This window comes from Diaminobutyricibacter sp. McL0608 (genome assembly GCF_039613825.1).
Taxonomy (GTDB): Bacteria; Actinomycetota; Actinomycetes; order Actinomycetales; family Microbacteriaceae; genus Diaminobutyricibacter.
Genome location: NZ_CP154826.1, coordinates 1,970,851 through 1,990,705, shown reverse-complemented (window position 1 = coordinate 1,990,705; position 19,855 = coordinate 1,970,851). Strand labels below are relative to the sequence as shown.

Below are 19,855 nucleotides of genomic sequence, written 5' to 3'. Positions count from 1 at the left end.
GGGCCACGAGACGTCACCTGAAGAGAAGAGAAGAAATGACAGACGCAACACCCACCGCCCAGCTCTCCGAAGCCGGAGTCAGCATCTGGCTCGATGACCTCTCGCGTGAGCGCATCAAGTCGGGTGGGTTGCAGAAGCTGATCGACGACAAGAACGTCGTCGGTGTCACCACGAACCCGACGATCTTCGCGACCGCCCTCTCCAAGGGCGAGGCGTACGACGAGCAGGTGCGTGAACTGGCCAAGGCCGGAACGGGCGTCGTCGACGCGGTCTTCGAGATCACGACCGACGACGTCGCCGACGCGAGCGACATCTTCCACACGATCTTCGAGGCGACGCACGGCGTCGACGGCCGGGTGTCGATCGAGGTCGAGCCGGGACTCGCCCACGACGCGGCCGGAACGATCGCCGAGGCGAAGAAGCTCGCCGCCAAGGTCGACAAGCCCAACGTGCTCATCAAGATCCCGGCCACGGTCGAGGGTCTGGAGGCCATCGCCGAGACGATCGCGGCAGGCATCAGCGTCAACGTCACCCTGATCTTCAGCCTCGACCGCTACCGCCAGGTCATCGATGCGTACCTCACCGGCCTGGAGAAGGCGAAAGCCGCCGGGATCGACCTGTCGGGCATCCAGTCGGTCGCGTCGTTCTTCGTCTCCCGTGTCGACACGGAGATCGACAAGCGCCTCGTCGCCATCGGCACGGATGAGGCACTTGCGCTCAAGAGCAAGGCAGGCGTCGCGAACGCCCAGCTCGCCTACCAGGCGTTCGAAGAGGCCTTCGCGACCAACCGTGCCAAGGCGCTCCTCGACGCCGGCGCGAACCTGCAGCGGCCGCTGTGGGCATCCACCGGGGTCAAGGACCCCAGCCTCCCCGACACGCTCTACGTGACGCAGCTGGTCGCCCCTGGAGTCGTCAACACGATGCCCGAGAAGACCCTCGACGCCACGTACGACCACGGCGTAATCACGGGCGACATCGTGACCGGTTCGTACGCCGAGGCTGCCGCGGTCCTGCAGTCGATCGAGGCGCTCGGCATCTCGTATGACGAGGTCACCGCCCTTCTCGAGCGAGAAGGCGTCGACAAGTTCGTCGTCTCCTGGAATGAACTTCTCGACACTGTGACCGCCGCGCTCGAGGCAGCGAAATGAGCTTCAAGGTCCACGTCTCCGGGGCTGCTGAGAAGGCCGTCAAGGCCGCTCTCCCCCAGCTCGTGGCCGACCTCGTCGCGTCCGGTATCACGGCGCAGGACGCGGCGCTGTGGGGTCCGGATGCGGAAGACGAGTCCTCCAAGCGCCTCGGCTGGACTGAGTCAGTCGCCATCTCCCGCCCGCTCGTGCCCGAGATCCTCGCTCTGCGCGACGAACTCAGGTCCAAGGGCGTCGACCGGATCGTGCTCGCCGGGATGGGCGGCTCGTCTCTCGCACCCGAGGTCATCACCCAGACGGCCGCGGTCGAACTGACCATCCTCGACTCGACCGCTCCCGGACAGGTTCTCGCCGCGCTCCGCGATCGTCTCGAAGCGACGGCGCTCGTCGTCTCGAGCAAGTCGGGGTCGACGCTGGAGACGGACAGCCAGCGTCGCGTCTTCGAGAAGGCCTTCCGCGACGCGGGCATCGACCCGCGCGAGCGGATCATCGTCGTGACCGACCCGGGCTCGCCGCTCGACGGCGCGGCGCGTGAGGCGGGGTACCGCGTCTTCAATGCGGACCCGAACGTCGGCGGCCGTTACTCGGCCCTGACCGCTTTCGGCCTGGTCCCCTCCGGACTGGCCGGTGTCGACATCGAAGAGCTGCTCGAAGAGGCCGAGACCATCTCGCTCGAGCTCGCCATCGACGATCCCACCAACCCCGGGCTCATCCTGGGCGCTGCGATCGCCGGAAGCAATCCGCTCAAGGACAAGCTGGGGCTCATCTCCGACGGCACGCACATCATCGGTCTCCCCGACTGGGCCGAGCAGTTGATCGCCGAGTCCACCGGCAAGCAGGGCACGGGAATCCTCCCGGTCGTCCTTGACAAGCTCGCTCCCGAGGTCGCCGCGAACCTGCCGGACCTCCAGCTCGTCCGCATCGTCGACAACGCGGACGCACGCCACCTGTTCCCGTCCGACCGGCACCACGGAGAGATCCTCGTCTCCGGCAGCCTCGGGGCGCAGTTCCTGGTGTGGGAGTATGCGACGGCCGTCGCCGGTCGCCTTCTCGGAATCAACCCGTTCGACCAGCCCGATGTGGAGTCGGCGAAGATCGCTGCCCGGGGACTCCTCGACAACAGGCCCGAACCGACGACGCCGGCCTTCGTGGCCGACGGCATCGAGGTCCGCGGATCCGAGGCGGTCGTCTCGGGTGCGGACACGCTCTCCGGCGCGGTGGATGCGCTGCTCGCCCAGCTCGGACCCGACGGCTACGTCTCGGTCCAGGCCTACGTCGACCGCATCGCGCTCCCGCAGCTAGAAGGTCTGCGCGACCTGCTCGCGGCCAAGGCCAACCGCCCGGTCACGTTCGGCTGGGGACCGCGGTTCCTCCACTCGACGGGTCAGTTCCACAAGGGCGGCCCCGCGGTCGGCGTGTTCCTGCAGATCACCGAGAACGCCCCCGAAGACCTGGAGATCCCTGACCGTCCCTTCACGTTCGGACAGCTGATCCAGGCCCAGGCGAACGGCGACGCGAGCGTGCTCGCCGACCACGGCCGCCCCGTTCTCACTCTCAACCTCACCGACCCGGAGGCGAACCTCGTGCCTCTCTTCGACGCGGTCAACTAGGCGCATCAACGCGAACCAAGGAGCTCAATGTCCCCGGTGGAAATCACCCCGGAGTTCAACCCGCTACGGGTGCCGTACGACAAGCGACTCAATCGCATCGCCGGCCCGAGCAGCCTCATCATCTTCGGTGTGACGGGTGACCTGTCGCGCAAGAAGCTGATGCCGGCGGTCTACGACCTCGCCAACCGTGGACTGCTCCCGCCTGGCTTCTCGCTCGTCGGGTTCGCCCGGCGGGACTGGGAGGACCAGGACTTCGAGAAGGTCGTCTACGACGCGGTCAAGCAGTATTCGCGCACCCCGTTCCAGGACGAGGTCTGGCAGCAGCTTGCTCAGGGCATCCGTTTCGTCTCCGGTGAGTTCGACGACGAAGCGGCCTTCGAGCGGCTGAAGGAGACGGTCGACAAGCTCGACGTCGAACGCGGCACGATGGGAAACCACGCCTTCTACCTGTCGATCCCGCCGAAGGCCTTCCCTCTCGTGACCAAGCAGCTCAGCCGCTCCGGCCTGGCAACGCAGGAGCCGGGACACTGGCGGCGCGTGGTCATCGAGAAGCCGTTCGGGAGCGACCTCAAGACCGCCCGTGAGCTGAACGCTGTCGTGGAGTCGGTCTTCCCGCCCGATTCGGTGTTCCGCATCGACCACTACCTCGGCAAGGAGACGGTCCAGAACATCCTGGCCCTGCGCTTCGCGAACGAGCTGTACGAGCCGATCTGGAACGCGAACTACGTCGACCACGTTCAGATCACGATGGCCGAAGACATCGGTGTCGGCGGTCGTGCCGGGTACTACGACGGAATCGGCGCGGCCCGCGACGTCATCCAGAACCACCTTCTCCAGCTCCTCGCCCTCACGGCGATGGAGGAGCCGATCTCGTTCGACGCCGCTGACCTGCGCGCCGAGAAAGAGAAGGTGCTCGCGGCCGTCCGGCTCCCGGCTGACCTCAGCACGGCGACGGCACGAGGACAGTACTCCGGCGGCTGGCAGGGTGGCGAGAAGGTCGTCGGCTTCCTCGAGGAAGACGGGATGAACCCGGACTCCACCACGGAGACCTACGCCGCCATGAAGCTCGGCATCGGAACCCGTCGCTGGGCCGGCGTGCCGTTCTACCTCCGTGCGGGCAAACGCCTCGGACGTCGGGTGACGGAGATCGCCGTCGTCTTCAAACGGGCGCCGCAGCAGTTGTTCGCCGAAAGCCAGACCTCCGCTCTCGGCCAGAACGCGCTCGTGATCCGCGTCCAGCCCGACGAGGGCGTGACCATCCGTTTCGGGTCGAAGGTTCCTGGCGCCGGCATGCAGGTGCGCGACGTGAGCATGGACTTCGGTTACGGCCACGCCTTCACCGAGGCCAGCCCCGAGGCCTACGAACGGCTCATCCTCGACGTACTCCTCGGAGACCCGCCGCTCTTCCCGCGTCACGAAGAGGTCGAACTCTCCTGGAAGATCCTCGACCCGATCGAAGAGTACTGGGCGACGCTGGGTCAGCCGGAACAGTACCGCCCCGGAACCTGGGGCCCGAGCTCCGCCGACGAGCTTCTGGCTCGCGACGGCCGAACCTGGAGACGCCCATGATCGTCGATCTTCCCGCCACCACGACGAGCAAAGTATCGAAGGCGCTCGTCAAGATCCGCGAGGAGGGCGGCGCGGTCGCGCTCGGTCGCGTACTCACCCTCGTCATCGCTACTCACCTCGGCCAGGAGGAGGAGGCGATCGAAGCCGCCAACGACGCATCGCGTGAGCACCCGATGCGTGTGATCGTGGTTTCGACACAGGACCCCAACCACGTCACGCCCACCGAAACGGAAGGCCGGCTCGACGCGCAGATCCGCGTCGGAGGCGATGCCGGAGCGAGCGAAGTCATCGTGCTGCGCGCGTACGGCGAGACCGCCAGCGACGAGGAAGGTCTCGTGACGGGTCTGCTCCTTCCGGATGCGCCCGTCGTGGCGTGGTGGCCAGGCGCCGCGCCCGAGGTCGTGTCCGCGTCGCCGCTCGGCCGCATCGCGACCCGGCGGATCACGGATGCGTCCGCCCAGCCCGACCCGCACGAGGCGCTTCGCCACTTGTCGCGCACGTACAAGCCGGGAGACACCGACTTCGCCTGGACGAGGCTGACGCTCTGGCGGGCGCAGCTCGCCGCTGTGCTCGACCAGCCGCCCTACGAGGCCGTCGAGACCGTCGAGGTCGCCGGTGCGGCCGACTCCCCGTCGACCGTGCTCCTTGCTGCCTGGCTGCGCCTTCAGCTCCAGGTACCCGTGCAGCACGATCTCACGTCGCGTGCGACCGGTTCGAGCGGCATTCACGGCGTGCGCCTGGGGCGCGCATCCGGAATCATCGAGCTCGAACGGGAGATCCCCGACATCGCGCGGCTCTCCGAACCGGGACAGCCCACCCACGACCTTTCGCTGCCACGCCGCAATCTGCGCGACTGCCTCGCTGAAGAACTGCGTAGGCTGGACCCCGACGACCTGTACGGCGAGGTGATCACCAAGGGCCTCGAAGAGCTTGAGGCCGCCGACGAAGGAGTGGGCGCGACGCGATGACCAACGAACGACGGGTGCTCGTCCACCCGGACAAGCAGGCACTCACGGGTTCCGTTGCAGCACGCTTCCTCACGAAGACCGTCGACATCATCGACGACCTCGGGGGCGCGAACATCGTTCTCACCGGCGGAACGGTGGGAACCGCCGTACTTCAGGCCGTCAACGACTCCCCGGCTCGGGACAGCGTCGACTGGTCGAAAGTCCACTTCTGGTGGGGCGACGAGCGCTGGGTTCCGAAGGCGGACGCCGAGCGGAACGAACTGGCAGCCCGTCAAGCGCTCCTCGACCACATCGCGGTCCCAGCCGCGAACATCCACCCCTTCGCGGCGTCGGATGAGCTCGACGACCTCGACGCGGCCGCTGCGGCCTACGCGGACGAACTGGCTGCATATGCGCCCGACGGAGGACGGCATCCGCGCTTCGACATCACTTTCCTCGGTGTCGGGCCCGACGGCCACATCGCATCGCTCTTCCCGGACCGCGCGGGCATCCGCGAGACCGAGGCCACCGTCGTGGCCGTGCACGACTCCCCCAAGCCGCCGCCGGAACGGCTCAGCCTCACCCGCCCAGTGCTGAACTCCTCGGACCGCATCTGGCTCGTCCTTGCCGGGGAAGACAAGGCGTCTGCGCTGGGTCTCGCACTCGCGGGCGCAAGCTACACCGAAGTGCCTGTCGCGGGCGCGAAGGGTCGTAAGCGCACGGTTTTCTTCGTCGACCAGGACGCGGCGGCCGAAGTGCCGGCGAACCTGATCGCACCGTCTTACTGACGCGCCGGTTACTTGGCGCGCCGATCCCCGCCCGGCGCGCCGTGGCATGCTGCGGCCGCACGCGAGCGCCCTCCGCATGCTGCCCAGTACGGTTTCGTAGTGAGTAGACGTGGAAAGGCCCCGATCGGAACATCCGTCGGGGCCTTTCCACGTGAGCGCTAGTTTGTTGCGCTGAGCTTTCCGCGACGCGCGCGAAGCTGCGTCAGGGCGTCTTCGAGGAGCTGCTCGGCCTCATCTTCCGTGCGCCGTTCCTTCACGTAGGCGAGATGCGTCTTGTACGGCTCGAGCTTGGCCACCGACGGCGGGTTGTCCTTGTCACGCCCGGCGGGAAGCCCCGACGACGGCGAATCGATGATGTCGGGAATCTCGTCGTCGGGAAGGTTCGCTGCGAAATGCCGCACCGTCTCATTGCCCAGGGCGTCCCAGTACGAGACGGAGATACGCTCAGCGTGGTAGCCGCGGTCCTGCTCCCCCATAGGGCCTGCGCCTACACGCGAACCCCGAATTGCGCTTCCACCGGATGCCATTGTTCCTCCTTTGGCCCGCAGGCCGATGTGCTGTGGTCAGGCGCCAGTATCGAACTTGGTGATGAGTCCGAGTACGACGATGCACGTGATCCAGATCAGGCCGAGGATCACGGTGATGCGATTAAGGTTGCGTTCAGCAACTCCGGATGCTCCGAGGTTGGAGGTGACGCCACCGCCGAACATGTCTGAAAGACCGCCACCACGACCCTTGTGCAGAAGGATGAGCAGGGTCAGCAGGAGGCTGGTGATGCCAAGCAGCACCTGCAGGACGACCTGGAGAATTTGCACGAGAAACCTTTCGGGGAACGTCCGGGCTCAGCGCCCGGGAAGACCACAGACCAGTATAACCGCAGGCGTCACAGACCGACGTGCTTCTGGTATCGCACGATGGCGGCGAACCCGTCGACGTCGAGGCTTGCGCCGCCGACGAGAGCCCCGTCGACGTTCGGCTCTCGCATGAAACTGGCGATGTTTCCCGACTTCACGGAGCCGCCGTAGAGGATGCGCGTCTTCGCTGCGACGTCTTCACCGAGGACCTCGACGAGCACTGCGCGCAGAGCCGCTGCGACCTGCTCCGCCTGCTCGGGCGTCGCAGCCTGGCCGGAGCCGATGGCCCAGACCGGCTCGTATGCAACGACGATGTCGGCCGCGGTGGTGACGTGCGCGAGCGCCGCCCGCAATTGCGAGACTGGGATGGCGCTCGGCCCGTGCTCCTCGAGATCTTCAGCAGTCTCGCCGACGCAGATGATCGGCGCGAGGTTCTGCGAGATCGCCGCTGCCACCTTGCCGGCGACCTGCTCGTCCGTCTCTGCGTGCAGCGTGCGTCGCTCGGAGTGGCCGATGATGACATAGCGGCATTCGAGCTTCGACAGGAAGTGCGCGGAGATCTCTCCGGTGTACGCCCCCGATTCGTGCTCGGACACGTCCTGCCCACCGAAAGCCAAAGGCAGCTTGTCGGCAGAGATCAGCGTCTGCACACTGCGAAGGTCCGTGAAGGGTGGGAAGACAGCGACCTCGACGGTGTTGAAGTCGTGATTGGCGTCTTTCAGCGTCCACGCGAGTTTCTGGACGAACGCGATCGCCTGCAGGTGATCGAGGTTCATCTTCCAGTTGCCGGCGATCAGCGGCGTGCGCCGCACCGACGAGCTCACTGCTGCCATCCGAGGACCTCCAGGCCGGGCAGGTGCTTGCCTTCGAGGAATTCGAGGCTCGCCCCACCACCGGTAGAAATGTGACCGAACTGGTCATCGCTGAATCCGAGTGCGCGAACGGCCGCCGCCGAGTCACCGCCGCCGACGACACCGAGGCCGTCGATCTCAGTGAGCGCCTGGGCGATCGCCTTCGTGCCCGCGGCGAAGGGTGCGAGTTCGAACACACCCATCGGCCCGTTCCAGAACACGGTGCGACCGGAACGGACGTATTCGGCGAACAACTCGGACGTCGCGGGACCGATGTCGAGACCGAGACCGGAAGCGCCCCACGGGGTGTCCTCGATCCCGTCGATCGGGCGAACCACGTGCTCCGCATCCGCACCGAACTTCGAGGCGACGACGACATCACGCGGAAGCACGATCTCGACACCGAGCTTCTGTGCCTGCTCGAGATAGCCCTTGACCGTGTCGATCTGGTCGGCCTCGAGAAGGCTCGACCCGACCTTGTGACCCTGAGCCGCAAGGAAGGTGAACAGCATGCCGCCGCCGATGAGCAGGGAGTTCACCCGCGGAAGCAGGTGGCCGATCACGCCGAGCTTGTCGGAGACCTTCGAACCGCCGAGAACGACCACGTACGGCCGCTCGGGGTTCTCGGTGAGTCGATCGAGCACGTCGAGCTCGGTTGCGATGAGCTGTCCTGCTGCACTCGGGAGGAGCTTCGCGAGCTCGTACACGCTTGCCTGCTCGCGGTGGACGACGCCGAAGCCGTCGCTCACGAATGCGTCGCCGAACTCGGCCAGGCGGGAGGCGAAGGCTTCGCGCTCGGTCTGGTCCTTGCTCGTCTCCCCCGGGTTGAAGCGGAGGTTCTCGAGCAGGGCGACATCGCCGTCTTCGAGGCCTTCGACGGCCTCACGGGCGCCGCCGCCGACCGTGTCGCGTGCGAAGGTCACCGGCTTGCCGAGGAGCTCGCACAGGCGCTGTGCGACCGGAGCGAGGCTGTACCGGGCATCCGGGGCGCCTTCGGGCCGGCCGAGGTGGGAGACCACGACGACCCTGGCGCCCTGGTTGATCAGGGCGTTCAGCGTGGGAATCGACGCTCGCACACGGCCATCGTCCGTGATCTGGCCGTCCTTGAGGGGGACGTTCAGATCACAGCGGACGATGACGCGCTTTCCGGCGAGCGAACCGAGTGAATCCAATGTGCGAAGCGTCACGTCGGTTCCCTGCTGCTAGAGGCGGTCTGCGACGTACTCGGTGAGGTCGACCAGGCGGTTCGAGTATCCCCACTCGTTGTCGTACCACGACGCGACCTTGACCTGGGTGCCGATCACCTTGGTGAGACCGGCGTCGAAGATCGACGAGTGCGGGTCGCTGACGATGTCGGTGGACACGATCGGGTCTTCCGTGTACTTCAGGATCCCCTTGAGCGGGCCCTCCGCGGCAGCCTTGTACGCAGCGTTGACCTCGGCGACGGTGACGGGCTGCGAGACCTCGACCGTGAGGTCGGTGATCGAACCGGTGATGACAGGAACGCGGAGCGCGTAGCCGTCGAGCTTGCCGACAAGGGCCGGGATGACCAGGCCGAGAGCCTTCGCGGCGCCCGTCGAGGTGGGGATGATGTTCGCGGCTGCGGCGCGCGCACGGCGGAGGTCGCTGTGCGGGCCGTCCTGCAGGTTCTGGTCGGCGGTGTAGGCGTGGACCGTGGTCATAAGACCACGCTCGATGCCGAAGTTGTCGAGCAGGACCTTGGCGAGCGGCGCAAGGCAGTTCGTGGTGCACGACGCGTTCGAGAGGATGTCGCTCACGGCGCTGTCGTAGGTCTCCTCGTTGACGCCGAGAACGATCGTGGCGACGTCGTCACCGGTCGCAGGTGCCGAGACGATGACCTTCTTGGCACCGCCGGCGATGTGCTTGCGCGCATCCTCGGACTTCGTGAAACGACCGGTGGACTCGATGACGATGTCGACACCCAACTCGCCCCATGGAAGGTTGGCCGGGTCGCGCTCCTCGAGGACGATGATCGGCTTGCCGTTGACGACGATCTTGTCGCCGTCGAGTTCGACGGTCGCGTCGAGACGACCGGTGATCGAGTCGTACTTCAGAAGGTGCGCAAGTGCCTTGTTGTCGGTGAGGTCGTTGACCGCGACGATCTCGAGGTCGCTGCCCTTGGCCAGCGCGGCGCGGAAGAAGTTACGACCAATGCGACCGAACCCGTTGATTCCGATCTTTACGGACACAAATGTCTCCTGTTACTTCAGAGGCGCCGAGCGGCGCATATTTGGGGATGAAATGCGGACGGCGGCGTCCCGGGCGGTGATCCACCCGGGACACCATTCCCGCTACGACAGTAGCAGGAGCCCCGAGGTCTTTTCGCGCGCCGCCTGGAAGCGCTTGTCCACATCCACCCAGTTCGTGATGTTCCAGAATGCCTTGACGTAGTCGGCCTTCACGTTCACGTAGTCGAGGTAGAACGCGTGCTCCCACATGTCGAGCAGCAGCAGCGGAATCGTTGCGGCGGCCAGGTTTCCCTGGTGGTCGTACAGCTGCTCGATGATCAGCTTCTGCCCCAGCGAGTCCCAGGCGAGGATCGACCATCCGGAACCCTGGATGCCCAGCGCGGACGCGGTGAAGTGCGCGCGGAACTTGTCGAAGGACCCGAAGTACTCGTCGATCGCCGCACCCAGCTCGCCAGCCGGCTTGTCGCCGCCGTCGGGCGAGAGGTTGTTCCAGAACACGGTGTGGTTCACGTGGCCGGCGAGGTTGAACGCGAGGTCTTTCTGGAGCTTGTTCACATAGGTGAGGTCCTCGGCGTCGCGTGCTTCGGCGAGCTTGGCGAGGGCGGTGTTCGCACCGTCGACGTAGGCCTTGTGATGCTTGTCGTGGTGCAGCTCCATGATCCGACCGCTGATGTTCGGCTCAAGTGCCGAGTAGTCGTACGGAAGGTCTGCGAGCGTGTAGTCAGCCATTACTCATCTCCTCATATCGTTGCCGCACGCGATCCATTCGCGACGGCTTTCGAGCGACTTTTCCAGTCTAGTGAGGCGGAGCGGCGGCAGAAGATGAACCTTGCACCCTTGAAAACGCCCGGCGATGGTGCTTCGGTCAGACCTCGTCGAGGTCGGCGGGGAGGTTGGCGTCCGTGCCGGGGATTCCGAGGTCGACGGCACGCTTGTCCGCCATCGCGAGGAGCCGGCGGATGCGGCCGGCCACGGCATCCTTCGTCATGGGCGGGTCGGCGTGGTGGCCGAGCTCGTCGAGACTCGAATCACGGAAGTTGAGGCGCAGTTCGCCGGCGTAACGCAGGTGCTCCGGCACGTCGTCCGCGAGGATCTCGAGAGCGCGCTCGACGCGGGCGCACGCTGCCACGGCGGCCTGGGCGGATCTGCGCAGGTTCGCGTCGTCGAAGTTCACGAGACGGTTCGCCGTGGCACGCACCTCGCGGCGCTGCCGGAGCTGCTCCCAGCTCTGCACGGTTCCGGTTGCGCCCATGTGCACGAGCATCGCGCTGATGGCGTCTCCGTCGCGGATGACGACGCGGTGCACGCCGCGCACCTCGCGCGCCTTCGCGGCGATCCCGAGCCGCCCGGCCGCGCCGACGAGCGCCATGGCGGATTCGTTGCCCGGGCAGGTCACCTCGAGCGCTGCGGACCGGCCCGGGTCGGTGAGCGAGCCGTGAGCGAGGAATGCCCCGCGCCAGACGGCGGCGAGTTCTTCGCGTGAGCCGGTGGTCAGTCGATTCGGAAGTCCACGGATGGGCCTGCGGCGTGCGTCGAGCAGCCCTGTCTGGCGAGCGAGGGTCTCGCCACCGTCGAGAACGCGGACGAGGTACTGGCTGGTCCGGCGCAGGCCGGACGCGGAGATGACCGACACTTCACTTCGGACGCCGTAGAGCTCTGCGAGGTCTTTGCGCACGCGACGGGCGAGCTCAGGGGTGTCGAGCTCGCTCTCGACGGCGATACGCCCGGAGATCAGGTGAAGACCGCCGGAGAACCGGAGGATGGTCGCGAGTTCTGCCGCGCGGACCGTGGTCTTGCTGACCTCGACCTTCGAGAGTTCGTCTTTGACGTCGGCGGTGAGAGCCAATCGCTGTCCTATCTGTCGCGTCGATCGCTGTCGCGAACGAGTGTGTCTGTGTGCCGGCGGTCAGGCCTGGCTTGTCGTGCCGGGTTCACTCACGGCCGAGGTCGCGATGCTTCGCAGTCACGGCGACCCCCGGAAGGCTCTGCAGGCGCGTGACGAGCTCTTCGGCTATCGCCACGGAACGGTGCTTTCCCCCCGTGCAGCCTACCGCGATCGTGGCATGCCGTTTGTTCTCACGCTGGTAGCCGGCCAGAACCGGGGTGAGCGCATCCACATAGGCATCGATGAATTCGCGTGCCCCCGGCTGGCCGAGAACGTAGTCGCGCACCTCTTCGTCCTGCCCCGTCAGGTTCCTCAGCTCCGGTATCCAGAAGGGATTGGGAAGGAATCGCGCATCGGAGACGAGGTCGGCGTCGGACGGGAGGCCGTATTTGAAACCGAAGCTCATGACGGTCACCTGAACACCTGCTGTGTCTTCAGCGGCGAAGGTCTCGGTGATGCTCGTCGCGAGCTGGTGGATGTTCAGGTCGGACGTGTCGACGATCATGTCGGCCGATTCACGGATCTCTCGCAACCGGGTCCGTTCGGCGGTGATGCCGTCGAGGATGGTCCCCCCGCCCTGCAGGGGGTGAGGGCGCCGGACCGCTTCGAATCGCCGGACGAGTGCTGCATCCGTGGCCTCGAGGAAAAGGACCCGCACCTTGGTGCCGTCTCGCAGGCTTTGCACCATGTCCTGGAGGTCGGCGAAGAAATTGCGCCCGCGGACGTCGACCACCGCGGCGATGCGCGGAAGGGTGGAACCCGCCCTGCTGGCCAGTTCGATGAGCGGCCGGAGCATCTGGGGCGGCAGATTGTCGACGACATACCAGTCGAGGTCTTCCAGGGCATTGGCCACCGTGGACCGCCCGGCGCCCGACATTCCGGTGACGATCAGCACTTCCTGCTGCTCGTTTTCGGTGGTCATGGGCGTCGCGCCTCCGATCGGTCGGTGTGCCTCCAGCCTATCGACTGCCGAGGCGATCATGGATGGCCCCAGCTAGGGAGGGTCCTATCCCTTTCACCCCCGCGATTTCCTCCTGTGTCGCCTTCCTGAGCTGGGCGACGGAGCCGAAATGTTTGAGCAGTTCCTTCACCCGCGAGGGACCGAGACCGGGGATCTCCCCGAGTACGGAGCTGATGTCGCGCTTGCGTCGGGAACGCTGGTAGGTGATCGCGAACCGGTGGGCCTCGTCGCGGATGCGCTGGATGAGGAAGAGCGCATCGCTGTTGCGCGGGAGGATGACCGGGTAGTCGGAGTCGGGCAGCCAGATCTCTTCGAGGCGCTTGGCGATTCCGGCGAGCTGGATGCCCTGGACGCCCGATTCTTCGAGGGCACGCGCGGCGGCCGCGACCTGCGGCTGGCCGCCGTCGACGATGAGCAGGTTCGGTGGGTAGGAGAACCGCGCGCGTCGCTTCTCTGCGGCCGCCGCGAGCTCGTCGTCGAGGGTACTCGGTTCCGCGGCGTCGCTGCCGGACACCGTGTCGCCGAGCGCGTTGGCGTCGAGGCCGTCGTCTTCGAGCGCGCCGTCGAACCCGGAGTCCGGACTTTCTGCCGCATCCGCCGCATCCACGGCTTCCGCCGCGTCCGGGCGGAGGTATGCGAGCCGCCGTGTGATGACCTGGTAGATCGACTCGGTGTCGTCGGTCGACTCAGGGATGCTGAAGCGACGGTACTGGTCTTTGCGGGGCAGCCCGTCTTCGAACACCACCATGGAAGCGACGATGTTCGTGCCGCTGAGGTGGGACACGTCGTAGCATTCCATGCGAAGCGGGGCGTCATCCATGCCGAGGGCGTCCCGGATGTCGCCGAGGGCTTTGGAGCGGGCGACGAAGTCCGAGCTCCGTCGCGTCTTGTAGAGGATCAGCGCGTTCTTCGCGTTCATCTCGACGGTCTGGGCGAGCGCCGCCTTGTCGCCGCGCTGCGCGACGCGGAGACCGACTCTGCCCGTGAGCGCTCCGCGCGACGCGGCGGGGTCACCGTTCTCCTGTCGTCGCGCGGTCAGCCAGAGCTCGAGCTCGGCCGCGTCTTCCGGCAGTTCGGGTACGAGGATCTCCCGCGGCGGCGCAGAAACGCCTTCGTACGCGTTCTGCAACACGATCTCGACGAGTTCGCCGAGTTCGACGTCGAGTTCTTTGTCGACCACCCAGCTGCGCACACCGCGGATGCGGCCGCCGCGAACGATGAACTGTTGTACGGCAGCGGCGAGTTCGTCGTGCGCGATTCCGAAGAAGTCTGCGTCGACGCCCTCGGGCAGAACGACGGCGGTCTTCGACATCGCCGCCTCGAGTGCCTGGATGGCGTCCCGGTGCCGCGCAGCCGATTCGTAGTCCTGGGTGCTCGCCGCCGCCTTCATCTGCTCGGTGAGGCCGCGGATGTATCGCGTGTCGTTGCCCGCCATGAACGACGCGAAGTCTTCCGCGATCGCACGGTGCTCGTCTTTGGTCACCCGGCCGACGCAGGGTGCGGCGCACTTGCCGATGTCACCGAGCAGGCAGGGACGCCCGGTGAGTTCGGCCCGCCGGTACACGCCGTCGGAACAGCTCCGCATCGGGAATGCCTTGAGCATGAGGTCGACGGTGTCGCGGATCGCCCAGACCTTCGTGTATGGACCGAAGTACCGCGCGTCCTTGATGTTGCGATTGCGCGTGACCGTGACGCGAGGCACCTCCTCGCCGAGGGTGACGGCGAGATATGGGTAGGTCTTGTCGTCGCGGAACTGAACGTTGAACGGCGGGTTGAATTCTTTGATCCACGTGTATTCGAGCTGCAGCGCCTCGAACTCGGTCGCCACGACGGTCCATTCGACGGATGCGGCGGTCGTGACCATCTTGCGGGTGCGGTCATGGAGGTTGCGCAGCGGCGCGAAGTAGTTGCTCAGTCGCGCGCGCAGGTTCTTCGCCTTGCCGACGTAGAGCACCCGCCGATTCGCGTCACGGAAGCGGTAGACACCCGGCTGCGTCGGGATCTCGCCGGCCTTGGGCCGGTAGCTGACGGTATCGGCCACGCCCGTGTCCTACGCAGCGCCCTTGGCGCGCTCGATCGCCGGAAGGATCTCTTTCAGGTAGACACCGGTGTGGCTTCCCGGGGTCTCGGCGACCTGCTCCGGTGTGCCTGTGGCGATGACCTGCCCGCCGCCCGCACCGCCCTCGGGGCCGAGATCGATCACCCAGTCGGCTGACTTGATCACGTCGAGGTTGTGCTCGATCACGATCACGGTGTTCCCCTTGTCGAGCAGCCCGTTGAGCACGAGCAGAAGCTTGCGCACGTCTTCGAAGTGAAGGCCGGTCGTCGGCTCATCGAGCACGTACACACTGCGGCCGTTCGAGCGCCTCTGCAGCTCCGTCGCCAGTTTGACCCGCTGTGCCTCGCCGCCCGAAAGGGTCGTCGCGCTCTGCCCGAGCCGGACGTAACCGAGTCCGACGTCGACAAGTGTCTGGAGGTAGCGGTGGATCGCCGAGATGGGCCGGAAGAATTCGGCCGCTTCGGTGATCGGCATGTCGAGCACTTCGGCGATGTTCTTGCCCTTGTAATGCACCGACAACGTGTCGCGGTTGTACCGCGCTCCCCCGCAGACCTCGCACGCGACGTACACGTCGGGCAGGAAGTTCATCTCGATCTTGATCGTGCCGTCGCCGGAGCACGCCTCGCAGCGGCCGCCCTTGACGTTGAACGAGAAGCGGCCGGGCTGATAGCCACGGGTCTTGGCCTCGAGCGTCTCGGAGAAGAGGGTGCGGATGCGGTCGAACACTCCGGTGTAGGTCGCCGGGTTCGATCGGGGCGTGCGTCCGATCGGCGCCTGGTCGACGTGGATGACCTTGTCGAGGTTGTCGAGTCCGGTGACCTTGCCGTGCCTGCCCGGGAGCTTGCGTGCACCGTTGAGCCGGTTGGCGAGAACGCGGTACAGGATGTCGTTCACCAGGGACGACTTGCCCGACCCGCTGACCCCGGTGACGGCGATGAAGGTGCCCAGCGGGAAGTCCACCGTGACCTTCTTCAGGTTGTTCGCTTCGGCACCGACGACCGTGATCATCCGATCGCGGTCGATTGGGCGGCGGGTCGTCGGCGTCTCGATCTCTCTGCGGCCGGCCAGATAGTCGCCGGTCAGCGATCGGGTGTTCGCCAGGAGTTCCTCATAGGACCCGGAGTGGACTACGTGGCCGCCGTTGACGCCGGCGCCCGGACCGATGTCGACGATCCAGTCGGCCGTGCGGATGGTGTCTTCGTCGTGTTCGACCACGATCAGCGTATTGCCGAGGTCGCGGAGAGCGACGAGTGTCTCGATGAGGCGGCGGTTGTCGCGCTGGTGCAGTCCGATGCTGGGCTCGTCGAGCACATAGAGCACGCCGGTGAGGCCCGACCCGATCTGAGTGGCCAGCCGGATGCGCTGCGCCTCCCCACCGGACAGGGTCGCTGCCGCGCGCGACAGGTTCAGGTAGTTGAGACCGACCTGGATGAGGAAGTCGAGCCGGACCTTGATCTCACGCAGGACCTGGGCGGCGATCGCCGTCTCGCGGTCGGTGAGGTGGAGCTTGTCCATGAACCCTCGGGCATCCGTGAGACTCAGCTCGGACGCGTCGGCGATGCTTGCGCCGTGGATGAGGACGGCGAGGACCTCGGGCTTCAGCCGTTTGCCGTTGCAGACGGGGCACGGCACTTCGCGCAGGTATTCCGCCCAGCGCGCCCGCTGCGTGTCCGTGTCGGCCTGGATGTATTGCCGCTCGATGTACGGGACGACGCCCTCGAATCCCGAGGTGTAGCTCATCTCGCGGCCGTAGCGGTTCTTCCACCGCACCTTCACCTCGAAGTTGTCTCCGCGCATCACTGCGTTGCGGACTTCTTCGCTCAGATCTCGCCACGGCGTGTTCAGGGAGAATCCCAGATCGCGCGCGAGCCCGTCCAGGAGCTTCTCGTAGTAGTTGAAGAGTCCCTTGCCCTGCGTCGTCCAGGGGACGATGACGCCCTCGGCGATGCTGAGATCGTCGTCGGCGAGCAGGAGCGCCTCGTCGACCGACATGCGAGTCCCGAGCCCGGAGCATTCTGGACAGGCGCCGAATGGTGCGTTGAACGAGAACGTTCGCGGCTCGATCTCGGTGAGCTGGATCGGGTGGCCGTTGGGGCAGGACAGCTTCTCGCTGAAGGACCGCCAGGCCGCCGGCCCTTCGAGGTCGACGAAGTTCACCTGGACGAGTCCGTCGGTGAGTCGGAGCGCGGTCTCCAGTGAGTCGGTCAGGCGGCTGAGGATGTCGGGGCCGGCGACGAGCCGGTCGACGACCACGGAGATGTCGTGCTTGTACTGCTTCTTGAGCGTGGGCGGGTCACTCAGCTGGATCTGCTTGCCGTCGACGAGCGCACGTGAATATCCACCGGCCGCGAGCTCCTTGAACAGGTCGACGAACTCGCCCTTCTTCTGGGAGACGACGGGGCTGAGGATCTGGTACCGGGTGCCGGGTTCGAGCTCCATGAGCTGGTCGGCGATCTGCTGCACCGTCTGGCGCTGGATCGGTTCACCGCACACCGGACAGTGCGGAACGCCGATGCGCGCCCACAGGAGCCTCATGTAGTCGTAGATCTCGGTGATCGTCCCAACCGTCGAACGCGGGTTGCGGTTGGTCGACTTCTGGTCGATCGAGACGGCCGGGCTGAGCCCTTCGATGAAGTCGACGTCAGGTCGATCGACCTGGCCGAGGAACTGCCGGGCATACGCGGAGAGCGACTCGACGTAGCGACGCTGGCCCTCCGCGAAGATCGTGTCGAAGGCCAGAGATGACTTGCCCGAGCCGGACAGGCCCGTGAAGACGACGAGTGAGTCCCTGGGGATCTCGAGGTCGACGTTGTGCAGATTGTGCACTCGCGCGCCCCGCACACTGAGGTGGGATCCGGTCACCTGGTTGATACTCACTCGATCAATTCTCCGCTATTCGTGAAGCGGGACGGCCCACGTTCGCTCTCGGCGACAGTCGCCGCGTTCGCGCGGCACGTCCCCATGCCCCATCGTCCGAAACCCCGTGTTCGAACATATCTTCGATTGTAGCGCTCCCCCGTGGTGCTGCGCGTCCTGTACGCGGCGAGTCTAAGCCACCCCTCCGACATCCGAACGGTCAGGGTCGCCGTTCACGCAGGAGTGGACCGAGGAGGACGAGCGAGAGAGAAACGAGGGCCACCGCGGCGACGACCGCGATCGCGGGAAGAGCCGCGTGCGAAGCCGTAGCCGAGGCGAGCCACAGAGTGACAGCGATGAGCAGCTGCGACGGAACCTGGATCGCAGCGAACCGGAGGGCCGACGGTGCCAGCGCGCGCAACTGGACGCGTGCGCGCGGTGACATTACGAGCATCCAGGATGCGAGCACGTGCGCGGCATGCACGCCGGCCACCAGCAGGTACGGGTGCCAGTCGAGCGGATCCGGATGGCGCGTCAGCACAGTTCCCGCGAGAACGACCAGCATCACCCACGCCGTCATCCATCGAGGTACCACGACGGCGGCTGCAGCGAGAAGGACGACGACACCGCTCCAGAACGCCGAGGTCCCCTCCACCAGTCCGAGACCCACCCCGACGATGAAGAAGGCGCCGCGGAGCACCCAGGCGGTCACATGAGGGCCGATCATCGGCGCCCCATCGGCGTGACGAGAGGCGTCGTGTTCGAGCTTCGTCGGTTCCGAACTCACCGGACGCTCCTCGGCCGGCTCAGGTTCCGGAGCACGGCCTCTCGATCGGGCCGGCCGCCGGAGCGCTGCCAGCGCACGATGTCGATCCCGGCCGCGCCCAGTCGGTGCAGTCGTTCCTCGCGCTCCATCATCACGATGCGGAAGGCGACGACTTCGCGCCGGACCAGCCCCGTCGTCACCGGGTCGGGAAGGGAGTCGACACCGATGACGCGGTGCCCGGATGCCCTCCAGAGCAGGGCGAGGTGTGCGGCCTCATCGTCGAGGAAGGTCGAGAAGACGATGATCTCCGCACCGGGGACGACCTGCGGAGCACGCACGCGGTCGGATGCGAAGCCGGATGGCCGGGTGCGGGCGATCGCGTCCAGCAGACGATAGAGCTGGCGGTCGCCTCCGCCCGGCCGGAGGGCGCGGGTCTGCGTGGCGAGGTCGTGGAAGCCGACGCGATCACCGGCTCGGATGTAGCCGGCGGTGAGTGAACTCGCACCCTCGCGGGCGAGGTCGAGCGAGCTGATGCCGCGGTTCCGGGGAGCACCGCTGCTCCACTCGGCCACCCCGTCTGTCACGTCGTCCCGGCTGTCGAGGACGATCAGGATGGCCGCATCCGAGGTCGCGGTCGTCCGCCGCACGTACAGTTCTCCGGGCGCCTGGGCGCGTCGTGCCGTCGCGCGCCAGTCGATGCGTCGCAGTCGGTCCCCGCTCGTGAAGCGGTCGATGTCCCGGAATTCGCCCCCGTCGCCCGGCCGCGACGAGCTGTGCGGTCCCGTGAGTCCCGTGAGCCGTTCCGGCAACGGCAGGCTGCGCGGAGCGGTGTACGCCGGTTCCACGACGCGTTCCGAGAACAGCGGGAGGGTCGGATCGGACAGGAACGACGCATCCGCCCCGACCAGCCTGTAGCGGGTCTCGACGAACCGTTGCGGTCCTGAATGGAGGACGGCGATCGTTCCGGAGAGCGCCGTCGCCGTGCCGGGCGCGACGAGGTAGTCGCGCTGTCGGGATCCGAGGGTTCGCAGTCGCACGTGCACCGCGTCGACGCGTTCTTCAGCGGTGATGTGCACGGTGTAGTCGAGGGTCGTCCGATCGCTTCCGCGCTTCGTGGTCGAGGAGAAGGCCGAGAGTGTGCGGGTCACCGGTCGCCGGTCCCAGGCGACCGCGGCGCCGAGAGCGAGTGGTAGACCCACCAGGGCGAGTTCGATGTTCGACACGGCCAGCGCCATCCCGAGGCAGAGCAGGGCGACGACGACGGCGGCGGTCACGGATGCGCTCATCGACCATCCGTGACTGGATGCTGTCGGCGGAGGCTCGGGAGCCGCTTCGCGAGCGTTGTCGGTCATCG

At 66.5% G+C, this 19,855-nt stretch carries 17 protein-coding genes; 5 read left to right on the top strand and 12 right to left on the bottom strand.

Features of this window, described 5'->3' with window-relative positions:
• The first annotated feature begins 35 nt into the window (after window positions 1–35).
• From tal to pgl, 5 genes are read left to right on the top strand one after another with little or no spacing between them, the layout of a single operon-like run.
• Window positions 36–1,148 carry a transaldolase gene (gene tal, locus AAYO93_RS09385; protein WP_345764712.1) on the top strand — a complete coding sequence of 371 codons (1,113 nt, stop codon included), beginning with the start codon at window positions 36–38 and terminating at the stop codon, window positions 1,146–1,148.
• Window positions 1,145–2,755 carry a glucose-6-phosphate isomerase gene (locus AAYO93_RS09380; RefSeq protein ID WP_345764711.1) on the top strand — a complete coding sequence of 537 codons (1,611 nt, stop codon included), beginning with the start codon at window positions 1,145–1,147 and terminating at the stop codon, window positions 2,753–2,755. Before tal ends, AAYO93_RS09380 begins: the two co-directional genes overlap by 4 nt.
• Window positions 2,756–2,782: 27 nt before the next feature.
• Entirely contained in the window at window positions 2,783–4,324 is a 1,542-nt protein-coding gene (gene zwf / locus AAYO93_RS09375; protein WP_345764710.1) for a glucose-6-phosphate dehydrogenase, read from the top strand.
• Complete coding sequence (locus AAYO93_RS09370; protein WP_345764709.1) at window positions 4,321–5,292, top strand: glucose-6-phosphate dehydrogenase assembly protein OpcA; 972 nt, start codon at window positions 4,321–4,323, stop codon at window positions 5,290–5,292. Before zwf ends, AAYO93_RS09370 begins: the two co-directional genes overlap by 4 nt.
• Window positions 5,289–6,059, top strand: a complete 771-nt coding sequence (gene pgl, locus AAYO93_RS09365) for a 6-phosphogluconolactonase (RefSeq protein WP_345764708.1) — start codon at window positions 5,289–5,291, stop codon at window positions 6,057–6,059. Before AAYO93_RS09370 ends, pgl begins: the two co-directional genes overlap by 4 nt.
• 158 nt (window positions 6,060–6,217) lie before the next feature.
• On the opposite strand, the gene AAYO93_RS09360 is transcribed toward pgl, so the two are convergent.
• The 12 genes from AAYO93_RS09360 to AAYO93_RS09305 form a co-directional block, all read right to left on the bottom strand.
• On the bottom strand, window positions 6,218–6,586 hold the full coding sequence (locus AAYO93_RS09360; protein ID WP_345764707.1) for an RNA polymerase-binding protein RbpA: 369 nt from the start codon (window positions 6,584–6,586) through the stop codon (window positions 6,218–6,220).
• A 36-nt stretch (window positions 6,587–6,622) separates the two neighbouring features.
• Window positions 6,623–6,874: a preprotein translocase subunit SecG gene (gene secG, locus AAYO93_RS09355; RefSeq protein ID WP_163289657.1), complete on the bottom strand. Its 252-nt coding sequence runs from the start codon at window positions 6,872–6,874 to the stop codon at window positions 6,623–6,625.
• Between the two features lie 68 nt (window positions 6,875–6,942).
• On the bottom strand, window positions 6,943–7,746 hold the full coding sequence (gene tpiA / locus AAYO93_RS09350; protein ID WP_345764706.1) for a triose-phosphate isomerase: 804 nt from the start codon (window positions 7,744–7,746) through the stop codon (window positions 6,943–6,945).
• Window positions 7,734–8,951 carry a phosphoglycerate kinase gene (locus AAYO93_RS09345; protein WP_345764705.1) on the bottom strand — a complete coding sequence of 406 codons (1,218 nt, stop codon included), beginning with the start codon at window positions 8,949–8,951 and terminating at the stop codon, window positions 7,734–7,736. The genes tpiA and AAYO93_RS09345 overlap by 13 nt, the downstream gene beginning before the upstream one ends.
• Window positions 8,952–8,966: 15 nt before the next feature.
• On the bottom strand, window positions 8,967–9,974 hold the full coding sequence (gene gap / locus AAYO93_RS09340) for a type I glyceraldehyde-3-phosphate dehydrogenase (protein WP_345764704.1): 1,008 nt from the start codon (window positions 9,972–9,974) through the stop codon (window positions 8,967–8,969).
• Window positions 9,975–10,076: 102 nt separating this feature from the next.
• A complete protein-coding gene (locus tag AAYO93_RS09335; RefSeq protein ID WP_345764703.1) occupies window positions 10,077–10,703 on the bottom strand; it encodes a superoxide dismutase in 627 nt (208 codons plus the stop codon).
• 136 nt (window positions 10,704–10,839) lie between these two features.
• Window positions 10,840–11,820 (bottom strand): DNA-binding protein WhiA, encoded by a 981-nt coding sequence (whiA, locus tag AAYO93_RS09330; protein ID WP_345764702.1) that lies wholly within the window; start codon window positions 11,818–11,820, stop codon window positions 10,840–10,842.
• An 85-nt stretch (window positions 11,821–11,905) separates the two neighbouring features.
• Window positions 11,906–12,781, bottom strand: coding sequence for an RNase adapter RapZ (gene rapZ / locus AAYO93_RS09325; RefSeq protein ID WP_345764701.1), 876 nt, complete (start codon window positions 12,779–12,781; stop codon window positions 11,906–11,908).
• A gap of 37 nt (window positions 12,782–12,818) precedes the next feature.
• Window positions 12,819–14,861, bottom strand: a complete 2,043-nt coding sequence (gene uvrC, locus AAYO93_RS09320; RefSeq protein WP_345764700.1) for an excinuclease ABC subunit UvrC — start codon at window positions 14,859–14,861, stop codon at window positions 12,819–12,821.
• Between the two features lie 9 nt (window positions 14,862–14,870).
• Window positions 14,871–17,756 (bottom strand): excinuclease ABC subunit UvrA, encoded by a 2,886-nt coding sequence (uvrA, locus tag AAYO93_RS09315; protein ID WP_345764699.1) that lies wholly within the window; start codon window positions 17,754–17,756, stop codon window positions 14,871–14,873.
• A gap of 199 nt (window positions 17,757–17,955) precedes the next feature.
• On the bottom strand, window positions 17,956–18,522 hold the full coding sequence (locus AAYO93_RS09310; protein ID WP_345764698.1) for a hypothetical protein: 567 nt from the start codon (window positions 18,520–18,522) through the stop codon (window positions 17,956–17,958).
• Window positions 18,519–19,853: a DUF58 domain-containing protein gene (locus tag AAYO93_RS09305; RefSeq protein ID WP_345764697.1), complete on the bottom strand. Its 1,335-nt coding sequence runs from the start codon at window positions 19,851–19,853 to the stop codon at window positions 18,519–18,521. Before AAYO93_RS09305 ends, AAYO93_RS09310 begins: the two co-directional genes overlap by 4 nt.
• Window positions 19,854–19,855: the final 2 nt, after the last annotated feature.

Bases quoted from the DNA above. Each gene is read 5' to 3' on its own strand.
- pgl (WP_345764708.1), top strand. From the start codon at position 5,289: ATGACCAACGAACGACGGGTGCTCGTCCACCCGGACAAGCAGGCACTC.
- zwf (WP_345764710.1), top strand. From the start codon at position 2,783: ATGTCCCCGGTGGAAATCACCCCGGAGTTCAACCCGCTACGGGTGCCG.
- tpiA (WP_345764706.1), bottom strand. From the start codon at position 7,746: ATGGCAGCAGTGAGCTCGTCGGTGCGGCGCACGCCGCTGATCGCCGGC.
- tal (WP_345764712.1), top strand. From the start codon at position 36: ATGACAGACGCAACACCCACCGCCCAGCTCTCCGAAGCCGGAGTCAGC.
- AAYO93_RS09360 (WP_345764707.1), bottom strand. From the start codon at position 6,586: ATGGCATCCGGTGGAAGCGCAATTCGGGGTTCGCGTGTAGGCGCAGGC.
- AAYO93_RS09335 (WP_345764703.1), bottom strand. From the start codon at position 10,703: ATGGCTGACTACACGCTCGCAGACCTTCCGTACGACTACTCGGCACTT.
- AAYO93_RS09370 (WP_345764709.1), top strand. From the start codon at position 4,321: ATGATCGTCGATCTTCCCGCCACCACGACGAGCAAAGTATCGAAGGCG.
- AAYO93_RS09305 (WP_345764697.1), bottom strand. From the start codon at position 19,853: ATGACCGACAACGCTCGCGAAGCGGCTCCCGAGCCTCCGCCGACAGCA.
- rapZ (WP_345764701.1), bottom strand. From the start codon at position 12,781: ATGACCACCGAAAACGAGCAGCAGGAAGTGCTGATCGTCACCGGAATG.
- AAYO93_RS09380 (WP_345764711.1), top strand. From the start codon at position 1,145: ATGAGCTTCAAGGTCCACGTCTCCGGGGCTGCTGAGAAGGCCGTCAAG.